Origin of the sequence: Nonomuraea fuscirosea (assembly GCF_003001935.1) — a bacterium.
In the GTDB taxonomy this organism is placed as follows: Bacteria; Actinomycetota; Actinomycetes; order Streptosporangiales; family Streptosporangiaceae; genus Nonomuraea; species Nonomuraea fuscirosea.
Window position 1 is genome coordinate 207,910 of record NZ_PVNG01000007.1, and the last position, 12,461, is coordinate 220,370.

A 12,461-nucleotide genomic window follows, 5' to 3' on the forward strand; every position below is an offset into this window, starting at 1 on the left:
TAGGTTGTGACCGGAGTCACTCATATGGCGTCGGGACCCACAGTCTTCCCGGTGGATGTGTGGCCGAGCCGGTGCAGGCGGAGCGCGAGCTGGATCTCCAGCGCCCGCTCCGGCTCCAGCCAGCCGTCACCCAGCAGTCTCCCGACGCGGTCGAGCCGCTGCGTGACGGTGTTGACGTGGATGTGCAGCGCCTCGGCCGCGCGGGAGGGCGAGCCGCCCGCGCCGAAGTAGGCCGCCAGCGTGCCGGCCAGCGCCGTGCCCCTGCGCGCGTCGTAGTCGATCACCGGGCCGACCACCCGGTCCACGAACCCGCGCACGTCGTGGCCGTCGCCCACCAGCAGCCCGACGAAGCCCAGCTCGGCCGCGCTCGCGCCGTCGCCGGCCCGCCCCAGCGCGATGAGCGCCTCCGCGCACCGCCGCGCCTCCTGGTAGGCCGCGGCCACGTCCCGTACGCGAGAATCGCCCTGCTCGTCCCTTACGCGCGGGTCGCCCTGCGCGCCTCGCGACGGCTCGGCGGGGCCGACGGCGGGCGCGGCGCCCGCCGTCGCCGTGCTCTGCAGCGACGCGGACAGCTCGGCGGCGGCCCGCTGGGCGACCGCGCCCGCGTGGTCACCGGGGAGCAGCAGCACCACCTCGTCTCCCCGACCCGCCGCCAGCCCGTGCCGCATCGAGGCCTGTGCGGAGGCCCAGAACGCGGCCCGTTCCCGCTGGCCGCCGTGCTTGACCACCACCACGACGTGCGGCGCGCCCAGATCCACGCCGAGCCGGCGGGCCCGGTCCGCGAGCCCGGGGGAGCCGGGCCGCGAGATCAGGTCGTCGAGCAGTTCGCCCCTGACCCGGCCCTCCGCCTCCGCCACACTCCTGCGGAACAGCAGCAGCAGCGCGCACACCAGCGCCGCCCGCTCCAGGATGCGCTCGTCGGCGTCGTCGCTGCGCAGCACCAGCGTGCACAGCGGCTCACCGCCGACGTCCACGGACGCGATCAGCAGATCGCCCCTGCGCACCGTACGTCCCAGCGCCCGCGACGCCTGCGCCGCCTCCAGCACGCCCACGTCCGGCTCCGCCAGCTCGCGCGCCGCGCCGCCGATCGCCCGCCCGAGGTCGTCCAGCACGGCCAGCGAACCGCCCAGCACGTCCGTCACCACGGCCGCCACGTCCTCGATCCCGCCGCCGCGCAGCACCAGCGAGGTCATCCTGTCGTGCGCCATGGCGGCCCGCTCGACCGCCTGGCCGTGCTCCCGCGCCGTCCTGTGCGCGCGCGACAGCTCCTCCAGCGCGTTCCTGGTCTCCTGCAGCAGCCTGGCGTTGTCGATCGCGACGGCGGCGTGCGCCGCCAGGCTCGCCAGCAGCGACACCTCCTCCTGGTGGAACGGCCGCGCGCTGCGGTTGGCCGCCATGAGCACGCCGATCACCCGCTGCCCCAGCCGCAGCGGCACGCCCAGGATGGCGACCAGGCCCTCCTCGGTCACCGCCTCGTCGATGTCCTCCTTGTGGCGGAACCTGGCGTCGGCGAAGTAGTCGGCCGTCGCGTACGGCGTCGCCGTCTGCGCGACCAGCCCGCCCAGCCCCGCGCCCATGGCCAGGCGCAACGCCCGGAACTTGGCCGAGATCGACCCGTCGGTGACCCGCATGTAGGTGTCGCCGCGTTCGGGGTCGTGCAGTGTCATGTACGCGACGTCCGTGGCCAGCAACTGCCTGGCCCGGTGCACGATCGCCTCAAGCACGGCGTCCAGGTCCCGCAGGGCGGCCAGGTCGCCGGCCGTGTCGTACAGCGCCGACAGCTCGGCCTCGCGCCTGGCGCGGCGCTTGAGCAGGTCGCGTACCTTGAGCGCCTCGACCTTGGCCTGCTCCAGCTCCTCGATCGCGGCCGGATCCGCCCCCGCCGCCCTGGCCCGGATGATCGGTCCCTCGAACTCGACCGCCGACGCCTCCCGGGCGAGCAGTTCGAGAAATTGAAGACTAAGTGACGGCATGTGTCTAATTTGCCGCACTGCGTGCGGCGGGTTCGGTCGCCATATGCCGCCCTCTTCCCCCGCTCCGGTCGCTTCGCTCTCTCCACTCCTCCAGAGGACGGCACTCCCTCACCGGGCGGTCCACCCGCCGTCCACAGGAAGAGAGACACCAGTGACGAAGGACCCACTGGGGCCGCAGAGGTAGGCGACCAGGTCGGCCACCTCCTCCGGCTCGATCAGGCGCTTGATCGCGGCGGGCTCCAGCATGATGTCGCTCACGACCTCGTCGGGCGCGATCCCGTGCACCCTGGCCTGGTCCTCGATCTGGGCCTCGACCAGCCCGGTGCGTACGTAGGCGGGGCAGACGGAGGTCGAGGTCACCCCGTGCGGCGCCCCTTCGAGCGCCACGACCTTGGAGAAGCCCTCCAGCCCGTGCTTGGCCGCGGTGTAGGCCGACTTGTACGGGGACGCCCGCAGCCCGTGCACCGACGAGATGTTCACGAACCGCCCCCACCCCCGGGCGTACATGCCGGGCAGCACCGCGCGCGCGATCAGGAACGGCGCCTCGACCATCACCCGGAGCATCGTCCCGAAGACGTCGGGCGGGAACTCCTCGATCGGCGCCACGTGCTGGAACCCGGCGTTGTTCACCACGATGTCCACGGGCTCGTCCGGCAGCGCCGCCGTGAAGCCGGGATCGCTCAGGTCGGCCACCACGGCCAGGCCGCCGACCTCGGCGGCCACCTTCGCGGCGGGCTCGGCCCGCATGTCCACGACCAGCACCCTGGCCCCCGCCGCGGCCAGCCGCCGGGCGCAGGCCGCCCCGATGCCGCCGCCCGCCCCCGTCACCAGCGCGGTGCGCCCCGTCAGCTCTCCCGAGAGATGCTTCGCCATACTCCGCACCCTAAGCGCTGACCGGCCGGCGCCGCATGGGTGCGGGCGACATAGATGAACGGCGCACTATGTGGATCTACGGCGTCTGCTATGTTGGGCGCATGATCGCGTATACGTCCCAGTGGTGGCCCGCCTCCTAGGCGGACCATCCAGCGCATACGCACCCGGCCGCCTCGACGAGGCGGCCGTCACCGTTCAGGTGGGTGTCCCCCCGTCGAGCACTGACGAGAAAGGGCACTCATGACCGGCACCGCCTTCACCTGGCCACGGCTTCTCACCACGCTGCTCGACGGCGCTTCGCTGACCTCCCGCCAGGCCGCCTGGGCGATGAACCAGATCATGACCGACCGCGCCACCGACGCCCAGATCGCGGCGTTCGCCGTCGCGCTGCGCGCCAAGGGCGAGAGCGTGGCCGAGGTGGCCGGGCTGGCGGACGGCATGCTGGCCGGGGCGGCGGCGATCCGCGTCTCCGGCAACCCCGTCGACCTCGTCGGCACCGGGGGCGACCGCGCCAACACCGTCAACGTCTCCACCATGGCCGCCGTCGTCGCCGCGGCGGCGGGCGCCAAGGTGGTCAAGCACGGCGGCAGGGCCGCCTCGTCGGCGGCGGGCGCGGCGGACGTGCTCGAAGAGCTCGGCGTGGTCATCGACCTGCCGCCGGCCGCGGTGGTCAGGGTGGTGGAGGAGGTCGGGATCACGTTCTGCTTCGCGCCCGTCTTCAACCCGGCGCTGAGACGCACCTCGGGGCCGCGCCGCCAGCTCGGCGTCCCCACGGTCTTCAACTTCCTCGGCCCGCTGACCAACCCCGCCCTGCCGCCCAGTCAGGCGGTCGGGGTCTTCCAGCCGGCGATGGCCGAGGTCATCGCCGGCGTGCTGGCCGAGCGCGGCGGCTCCTCGCTCGTCTTCAGGGGCGACGACGGGCTCGACGAGCTGACGACCTGCGCTCCCTCGACGGTCTGGGTGGTACGCCGCGGCGTCGTCACCCGCACCGCCTTCGACCCGCTCGACCTGTCGATCCCGCGCGCCCGCCTCGACGACCTGCGCGGCGGCGACGCCCGGCACAACGCGGACGTGGCGCGCGCGGTGCTGTCGGGTGAGCCGGGGCCTGTGCGCGACATCGTGCTGCTGAACGCGGCCGCCGCCCTGGTGGCCGCAGACGGCACCCCGCCGGCGGCCGAGCTCACGCCGGCCCTGGCCGCGGCGCACAAGCGGGCGGCGGACGCCGTCGACTCAGGCGCCGCGGCGTCGCTGCTCACCCGCTGGGCCCAGGCCACCCAGGCCGCCGCCACCCGCATCCGGCCCGCCGACACCTGCCCGCCGCCGTCCGGGCGCGCCCGCCGCGGTCCGGTGTGAGCGGCAGCGGGTCGTTGCGGGTGTTCGTGGTCAGGGGCGGGTCATCGACAGGACGTCGAGTGCGGCGTCGAGCTGTTCCTCGGTGAGCCGCCCCTCGGCCACGTGGCCGCGCTCGATGACGACCTCCCTGATCGTCTTGCGCTCCGCCAGGGCCTGCTTGGCGATCTTCGCGGCCTCCTCGTAGCCCACGTACCGGTTCAGCGGGGTGACGATCGACGGCGACGACTCGGCGTACTCGCGCAGACGATCCACGTTCGCGGTGATCCCGGCGACGCAGCGGTCGGCGAGCAGGCGCGAGACGTTCGCCAGCAGCCTGATCGACTCCAGGATGTCGCGCGCGATCACGGGCAGTTGCACGTTCAGCTCGAAGACGCCGGACGCGCCCGCGAACGTGATCGCCGCGTCGTTGCCGATCACCTGGGCCGCGACCATGGCCGTGGCCTCGGGGATCACCGGGTTGACCTTGCCGGGCATGATGGACGAGCCCGGTTGCAGGTCGGGCAGGTTGATCTCGGCAAGCCCGGCCCGCGGCCCCGAGCCCATCCACCGGAGATCGTTGGCGATCTTGGTCAGCGACACCGCGATCACCTTGAGCTGCCCCGACAGCTCCACGATGGAGTCCTGCGCGCTCTGGGCCTCGAAGTGGTCCCTCGCCTCGATGAACGGGATGCCGGTCGCCTCGCGCAGCTTGCCGATCGCCTCGTGCGCGAACCCCGGCGGCGTGTTGATCCCCGTGCCCACCGCGGTGCCGCCCAGCGGCAGCTCCAGGACGTGCTCCAGGGCGCCCAGCACGCGGACGACGCCGTGCTCGACCTGCGTCGCGTACCCGCCGAACTCCTGGCCCAGCGTCACCGGCGTCGCGTCCATCAGGTGGGTGCGCCCCGACTTCACCACGCCGTCGAACTCGATCGCCTTCGCCCGCAACGCCTCCGCCAGGTGCCGCAGCGAGGGCACCAGGTGGTAGCTCACCTCGGTCGCCGCCGCCACGTGGATGGAGGTCGGGAAGACGTCGTTGGACGACTGCGAGGCGTTCACGTGGTCGTTGGGATGCACCGGCCGGCCCAGCCGCTCCTCGGCCAGCGTCGCGATCACCTCGTTGGCGTTCATGTTGGACGAGGTGCCCGAGCCGGTCTGGAAGACGTCGATCGGGAAGTGGGAGTCGTGCTCGTTCTCCGCCACGTCCGCGGCGGCCTGCGCGATCGCCTCCGCCATGTCCTTGTCGATCACGCCCAGCTCGCCGTTGACCTCCGCGGCCACGGCCTTGATCAGGCCGAGGGCGGCGATGTGGGACGGCTCCAGCGGGCGTCCGGAGATCGGGAAGTTCTCCACCGCCCGCTGGGTCTGCGCACGCCACTTCGCGCCCGCCGGCACGCGTACCTCACCCATCGAGTCATGTTCGATCCTGAACTCGCTCATGACTTCAGTCTGGCTCACGCGCGCGCGTTCGCTTCGGCGACACCACCCGGTGCCCGGCGTCAGCTGGAGAAGAGCGCCACGATGAGGACGGCGATCACCACGGCGGCCGCGGCGGCCACCGCCATGAGCACCAGCATGCCGTTGCGGTTGCCCGCGGGTTTCTGCTCCGGCTGGCCGGCGATGGAGAACAGGTCCGTGCCGAGGCCCTGGCTCTCGTACGGAATCTGCGGGCCGCCGGCGTGCTGGGCGCCGCCTTGCTGGGCCCCCGGTCCCATCGGCGGCTGCTGCCCCGGCTGGTGCTGTCCTGGTTGCTGGGGACCCGCCTGCTGGGGGCCTGCCTGGTGCGGGCCCGTCTGCTGCCGGTCTCCCTTGGGCGGCGGATAGACCTGCTGTCCGGGGGCTCCGGGCAGCTGCGAGGGGATGCGCGTGGTGGCCATGGAGCCCTCGTCGCGCTGCGGCGGCCTGCCCTGGTCCGTACCCGGAGCGAAGGGGCCCTTCGGGCGGGAGATGCTGACCGTGCGCTCGGTGTCGTAACCCTCGTCACCGCCGCCCGCCGCGCCGCCCGTCCCGCCTGCCTGCGGCTGCGAGCCGAAGTGCTGCTGCTGCCCCTGCGGGGGGTAGCCGGGGGTGGTCGAGTGGGGCACGGTCGGCGCGCCCGAAGCACGCATCGGCTGCCCGCCCCCGGCATGGGGGCCGCCCTGTGCACCGGGTCCACCCGGAGCGTTGGGGCCACCGGGTCCCTGAGGGTTGAAGGCGTTGGGTCCGACAGGACCACGTCCGCCCGGACCACCGGGCCCCTGCGGGCCTCCTGGACCTTGCGGACCGCCCTGCCCGCCCGGACCGCCAGGTCCTTGCGGACCACCAGGACCGCCTGGCTGCGGTGCGCCGCCCATCGGTGCGCCGTGGCCGGACTGCGGGCCACCGCGACCGCCGGGACCCTGCCCCGGAGCGCCGGCGCCGTACGGAGGACTGCCCTGCGCCGGCCCGCCGGGCCGCCCCTGCCCAGGCGCTCCTGAGCCCTGCCCGGGACCCCCTGAGCCCTGCCCAGGCCCGCCGGGGCCCTGGCCAGGGCCGGCCGGCCCGTGGGGAGCTCCGGCCTGGGCGGCCGCCGCGCCCTGGACACCGCGGCCGCCTGGACCCTGGCCTCCCGCGGTGGGGGGTTGCTGGGCGGCGAACGGATCGGGCAAAGCGGCCTCCTGCGCCATAAGAGCCTCGGCCGTGAGCACCGGCATCTCGCTCGTGGGGGTGTCGGCGACCATGCGCAGCAGGGTCTCCGCCTTGGCAGCGTTGAGCCGCTGCCGGTAGTCCTTGCTCAGCAGCCCGTTCAGCACCGGCCGCAGTTGCCCCGCCTGCGTCGGCGGGTCGGCGCTCTCGGTGAGCAGCGCCGCCAGCGTCTCCGCGATCGTGGACCGCTCGTAGGCGGGACGTCCCTCGACCGCGAAGTAGAGGGTGGCTCCGAGCGACCAGATGTCAGACTCGGGGCCGGTGTATTCGCCCCTGGCGCGTTCCGGGGCGGTGTAGCCGGGTGAACCGATCACCATGCCGGTCTTCGTCAGCCGCGAGTCGCCCTCCGCCTTGGCGATGCCGAAGTCGGTCAGCACCACCCGGCCGCTCTCGGTGATGAGCACGTTGCCCGGCTTGACGTCACGGTGGGTGATGCCCTGGGCGTGTGCGGCGCGCAGGGCCCCGAGCAGGTCGACGCCGATCTCCGCCACGAGGCGCGGCGGCAGCGGACCTTCCTCCTCGATCACCTGCTCCAGCGAGCGGGCCTCGATCAGCTCCATGATGATCCACGGACTGTCGTCCTGAATCAGCACGTCGTGGATGGAGGCCACGGACGGGTGGCTGATCCGCGCGGCGATACGCCCTTCGCGGACCATGCGTTCGCGCAGCTCGGTCCGCTGTTCCTCGGTGAGCCCGGGATCCTGGCGGATTTCCTTGACCGCCACCTCGCGCCCGAGCGCGCGGTCGCGAGCGCGCCAGACCGTGCCCATCGTGCCCCGGCCGAGCGGGGAGATGAGCTCGTAGCGCTCCGCGAGCAGGCGTGTCTGCTGTTCCGGCATGAGAAGAAGATATCGATTCTCGCTTGGGAAGTGCTTTACCCTCGCTTGCGAAGTTCTCTGGGCCAGAACCGTCGAGGAAGGCACAACTTTATCACCGTAGCTTTGAATCGAGCATAAGCCGAAGGAGTCGGCCGCGGTTCGACGCGCTTCCTGTGCACACCCTCGCCGGGCTTGCGTTCCTGCCGGGGCGAGGGCACGTTCACGGGCGGTGGGGGAGCGTCGGCCCGGTGCAGCCCACGGTGCGAGGGCCTGCGCGCGAAGGCGGGCTGGGTGGCGGGCGAGGGCTGGCGCGCGGGCTTGCGCGGGCTCAGCGGCTCTTCCGCGGATCCGCCGGCGGCGACCCTGGTCAGCATGAGCGAGGCGCGTACGGAGTCGAGGCGCGTCGCCGGGTCGATGCGCAGCAGCGCGTCGAGGACGGGCGCCAGCGGACCCGCCTTGGTCATCGGGATCGGCTCGCCGCTGGTGAGCGCCGCGAGCGCGGCGGCCGCGGTGCGCCGGCCGTGCAGCCCCCTGCCCTCGACGGCGGTGTAGAGGGTGGCGCCCAGCGACCACAGATCACCGGCGGGGCTGGCCTTCGAGCCGAGCACCCGCTCTGGAGCGATGTAGCCCGCCGACCCCAGAACGATGCCCGCCTGGGTGATGGAAACGTCACCTTCGAGTGCGGCCAGCCCGAAGTCGGTGAGCACCGCGCGATCCTCGGTCACCAGCACGTTGCTCGGCTTGACGTCGCGATGCAGGATGCCCTTGGCGTGCACGGCCCGCAGCGCGCCGAGGATCTGCCGGCCGATCTCGGCGGCCCGGCGCGGATGGAGCGGTCCCTGTTCCTGGATGAGCTGCTCCAGGGACTTCGCCCGGAGCAGCTCCATCACGATCCACGGCCGATCGTCCTCGGTGACCACGTCGAACACGGTGATGACCGAGGGGTGCGTGACCATGGCGGTGGCCCGGCCCTCGCGCTCGGTACGCGCGCACAGCTCGGCACGCAGCTCCTCGTCGAGAACGGACGGCAGCCGCACTTCCTTGACCGCCACGTCCCGGTCAAGCAACTCGTCATGTGCCCGCCAAACGGTGCCCATGCCGCCCCGACCGACCGGCTCCATGAGCCGATAGCGCGCGGCGAGTAGGTAACCGGAGGGCGCACGCATGCCAGGCAGCTTACCTATTTGTGTAAACCGACCAGTAGAGGCGGGGCCGATAATTTGTTGCGAACTTAAGTCAACCCGCCTGACTCGTCACGTCAGCAAACCTCCGGGCCACATCCTCCCAGTTGATGAGGCCCCACAGTTTCTCGACGTAGTCCGGACGGACGTTGCGATACTGAAGGTAGTACGCGTGCTCCCACGCGTCGAACACGAGCAGCGGCGTGGTGTTCATCCCCACATTGCCGTGGTGGTCGTAGACCTGCTCGACGACCAGCCTGCGGCCGAGCGGCTCCCAGGCCAGTACCCCCCACCCGGACCCCTGCACCGACGCGGTCGCGGTGGTGAGCTGTCGCTGGAACGCCTCGAACGTACCGAAATGCGCAAGGATGGCGTCCGCGAGCGGGCCTTCCGGGCGGTCGCCGCCGTCCGGCGACAGGTTCTCCCAGAAGATCGAGTGCAGCACGTGGCCGGACAGGTTGAACGCGAACGTCTTCTCCAGCCCGACCAGGCCGCCGAACTCGCCCTTGTCACGCGCCTCGGCCAGGCGTTCGAGCGTGTCGTTGGCCCCCTTCACGTACGCGGCGTGGTGCTTGGCGTGGTGCAGCTCCAGGATCTCGCCGGTGATGGCCGGTTCGAGAGCGGCGTAGTCGTAAGGCATGTCGGGAAGGGTGTAATCCCCCATGAGTCCTCCTTGTCGATCTCTGGAAGGACCTTATTGCAACTCATTCGCAACTGCATCAGACTTGCGACCTAGGTCCTCCCGCGGAGGGCTGGCTCACGTCCCGCCGCGCGGGCGGCTCTTCCCCGGCCGCGGGCGTGTTCGCCCGCCTGGCTCTCTCAGGGTGTTTCCGCAGTTCACCGGGCATGTGTGTCGGCCGGCACAACCACTCGCCGAAATCCTGTGCATGATGCCCGGTAGGGGACTTTCAGGCGTACGGCAGGCTGGCTTACAGAAACCACGGGGATCCGTCAGCGACTTGTAAGGGTGCCGTAAGAGGGCGGGGGCATGGTTAAGCCAAGAAAGAAGGCGAGCTCCCGGAGACGGCCGGAATCTGTCGGTCCCGAACGTCAGACTGAGGGCATCCACCCGAGGTCCTGCCACCGAAGAACCACCGAAGAACGACCGATGAAGGACGTGATGAAGATGCGCCAGATCCAGGTTCGCCGCCGGCCGAAGAAGTCGACCAGAGCCGCTCTGGACCTTCGCACTCCGTCAGGGCGCCAGCTGCCCTTTTGAAGACCCGCATTCAGGAGCGCAATCTGAGAGGTGCGCGATGTGCAGTCACTACCCCGTTTGCCCGAGTGCCGACTCCCTCGACCGTGAGCGGTCGCACGTCATCTCGGCCCACCCCGACCAGGGCTGGAGCCTCCTCTGCAACGGCGTCGTGCTGTTCGACGACACCGGCCTGCTGCTGCCCGACGGCTCCGTCGTGGCGCCGCACCGGTCCCCGGTGGCCGCGTGAGCGCCACCTCCCTGGTCACCGGGCCGGAGCGGCGGCCAGACCTCCCGGCGATCCGCGAGGTCCTGCCCGCGGCGTCCCCGGCCGCGCCCGAAGCCGACCTGGTCGACGCGCTCCGTAGGAACCCCTCCCGGCTGCCCGGCCTGCCCGTCGTGACCGAGCACGACGGGCGCACGACAGGGTCCACGACGCCGGCGATGCCCTGGCGCTCGTCCTCGGGCACCCCGTTCACCACCCCCGCTTCGGCTTCGTCCACACCTCCGCGTACCGCACAAGGGCCCTTCGACGTGCCCGGCGAGGCCATGATGGCGCTCGTGCTCGACGAGCGGCGACCGGTGCCCACCGGCACGATCGCCTACCCGCCACCCTTCGGCCTCTGATCCGCCGAGCCGCCACCCCAGTCGCCGGCCTCCGACCGGGTCAGCCGGCCTTCGATCCGCCCGGCCCTCGATCCCGCCGTCGCGAGACCGCTGTCGCGAGAGTCAGCGGCGGCCGATCGACAGCACCGGGCCGGTCTTGTCGGTGAAGAAGTCTTCGCCCTTGTCGTCGACGACGATGAACGCGGGGAAGTCCTCGACCTCGATCTTCCACACCGCCTCCATCCCCAGCTCCGGATATTCGAGCACCTCGACCTTCTTGATGCAGTCCTGCGCCAGCCGCGCCGCCGGGCCGCCGATGGAGCCCAGGTAGAAGCCGCCGTGTTCCTGGCACGCCTCGGTGACCTGCTTGGAGCGGTTGCCCTTGGCCAGCATCACCATCGAGCCGCCCGCGGCCTGGAAGCGCCCCACGTAGGAGTCCATGCGGCCGGCCGTCGTCGGGCCGAAGGAGCCGGAGGCGTAGCCCTCGGGGGTCTTGGCCGGGCCGGCGTAGTAGACGGCGTGGTCCTTGAGGTATTGCGGCATCTCACCGCCGTTGTCGAGGAGTTCGGCGATCTTGGCGTGGGCGATGTCGCGGGCGACGACGAGGGGGCCGGTGAGCGAGAGCCGCGTCTTGACCGGATATTTCGTGAGCTGGGCGAGGATTTCCGGCATGGGCTGATTGAGGTCCACCTGGACGACGTCGTCGGAGAGGTGCTCGTCGGTCGTCTCCGGCAGGTAGCGGGCCGGGTCGGTCTCCAGCTTCTCCAGGAAGACGCCCTCCGGCGTGATCTTGGCCAGCGCCTGGCGGTCGGCCGAGCAGGAGACGGCGATGGCGACCGGGCAGGAGGCGCCGTGGCGAGGCAGGCGGATGACGCGGACGTCGTGACAGAAGTACTTGCCGCCGAACTGCGCGCCGATCCCGAGCTTCTGGGTCAGCTCGAAGACCTTGGCCTCCATCTCCAGGTCCCTGAACCCGTGGCCGGACGCGGAGCCCTCGGTGGGGATGGAGTCGAGGTAGCGGGCGCTGGCGTACTTGGCGGTCTTGAGCGCGTATTCGGCGGAGGTGCCGCCGACGACGACGGCCAGGTGGTACGGCGGGCAGGCCGCGGTGCCCAGCGAGCGGATCTTCTCCTCCAGGAAGGCCAGCATGCGCTTCTCGTTGAGCACGGCCTTGGTCTCCTGGTACAGGAACGACTTGTTGGCCGAGCCGCCGCCCTTGGCCATGAACAGCAGCTTGTACTCGTCGGGGTGCCCGTGGGGGTCCTCGGCGTAGATCTCGACCTGGGCGGGCAGGTTGCTGCCGGTGTTCTTCTCCTCCCACATGGTGAGCGGAGCCATCTGCGAGTAACGCAGGTTGAGCTTGGTGTAGGCGTCGTACACGCCGCGCGAGACGTGCTCGGCGTCGAGCCCGTCGGTCAGCACGTGGCGACCGCGCTTGCCCATGACGATGGCGGTGCCGGTGTCCTGGCACATGGGCAGCACGCCGCCAGCCGAGATGGAGGCGTTCTTCAGCAGGTCGAGGGCGACGAAGCGGTCGTTGCCGCTGGACTCGGGGTCATCGACGATCTTCCTGAGCTGGGCGAGGTGCGAGGAGCGCAGAAAGTGGGAGATGTCGTGAATGGCCGTCTCGGTGAGCAGCCGCAACGCCTCCGGGTCGACTTCGAGGAACGTACGCCCTGCCGCTTCGACTTTCCGCACCCCCTCCGACGTGATCAACCGGTATTCGGTCTCGTCGGCTCCCAGCGGAAGCAGGTCGGTGTAGTCGAACTCGCCCATGTCCATCCTTTCGGTCCTCCAAGAGATTACGCTCCCTTGGCACGAC

Annotated in this window: 10 protein-coding genes; 3 read left to right on the plus strand and 7 right to left on the minus strand. The window is 71.3% G+C overall.

The genetic code is table 11. The features are described from left to right. Positions 1-20 precede the first annotated feature (20 nt). Positions 21-1,973 carry a helix-turn-helix domain-containing protein gene (locus tag B0I32_RS18300; RefSeq protein WP_106240634.1) on the minus strand — a complete coding sequence of 651 codons (1,953 nt, stop codon included), beginning with the start codon at positions 1,971-1,973 and terminating at the stop codon, positions 21-23. Between the two features lie 108 nt (positions 1,974-2,081). Further along, complete coding sequence (locus B0I32_RS18305) at positions 2,082-2,846, minus strand: 3-hydroxybutyrate dehydrogenase (RefSeq protein WP_106240637.1); 765 nt, start codon at positions 2,844-2,846, stop codon at positions 2,082-2,084. 240 nt (positions 2,847-3,086) lie between these two features. Here B0I32_RS18305 and trpD point away from each other — a divergent pair, with 240 nt between their 5' ends. Continuing rightward, positions 3,087-4,199 (plus strand): anthranilate phosphoribosyltransferase, encoded by a 1,113-nt coding sequence (gene trpD, locus B0I32_RS18310; RefSeq protein ID WP_106240640.1) that lies wholly within the window; start codon positions 3,087-3,089, stop codon positions 4,197-4,199. Between the two features lie 30 nt (positions 4,200-4,229). On the opposite strand, the gene B0I32_RS18315 is transcribed toward trpD, so the two are convergent. The 4 genes from B0I32_RS18315 to B0I32_RS18330 form a co-directional block, all read right to left on the minus strand. Next, positions 4,230-5,615 (minus strand): class II fumarate hydratase, encoded by a 1,386-nt coding sequence (locus tag B0I32_RS18315; protein ID WP_106240642.1) that lies wholly within the window; start codon positions 5,613-5,615, stop codon positions 4,230-4,232. Between the two features lie 59 nt (positions 5,616-5,674). Further along, positions 5,675-7,678: a serine/threonine-protein kinase gene (locus B0I32_RS18320; protein WP_106240645.1), complete on the minus strand. Its 2,004-nt coding sequence runs from the start codon at positions 7,676-7,678 to the stop codon at positions 5,675-5,677. Between the two features lie 35 nt (positions 7,679-7,713). After that, complete coding sequence (locus B0I32_RS18325) at positions 7,714-8,823, minus strand: serine/threonine-protein kinase (protein WP_106240648.1); 1,110 nt, start codon at positions 8,821-8,823, stop codon at positions 7,714-7,716. 70 nt (positions 8,824-8,893) lie between these two features. Beyond that, positions 8,894-9,502, minus strand: a complete 609-nt coding sequence (locus B0I32_RS18330) for a superoxide dismutase (protein ID WP_106240650.1) — start codon at positions 9,500-9,502, stop codon at positions 8,894-8,896. 592 nt (positions 9,503-10,094) lie between these two features. Here B0I32_RS18330 and B0I32_RS18335 point away from each other — a divergent pair. Beyond that, a complete protein-coding gene (locus B0I32_RS18335) occupies positions 10,095-10,283 on the plus strand; it encodes a DUF5999 family protein (RefSeq protein ID WP_106240653.1) in 189 nt (62 codons plus the stop codon). Continuing rightward, positions 10,280-10,660: a hypothetical protein gene (locus B0I32_RS18340; protein WP_245955888.1), complete on the plus strand. Its 381-nt coding sequence runs from the start codon at positions 10,280-10,282 to the stop codon at positions 10,658-10,660. Before B0I32_RS18335 ends, B0I32_RS18340 begins: the two co-directional genes overlap by 4 nt. Before the next feature lie 102 nt (positions 10,661-10,762). On the opposite strand, the gene B0I32_RS18345 is transcribed toward B0I32_RS18340, so the two are convergent. Then, complete coding sequence (locus B0I32_RS18345; protein WP_106241047.1) at positions 10,763-12,415, minus strand: fumarate hydratase; 1,653 nt, start codon at positions 12,413-12,415, stop codon at positions 10,763-10,765. Positions 12,416-12,461 lie beyond the last annotated feature (46 nt).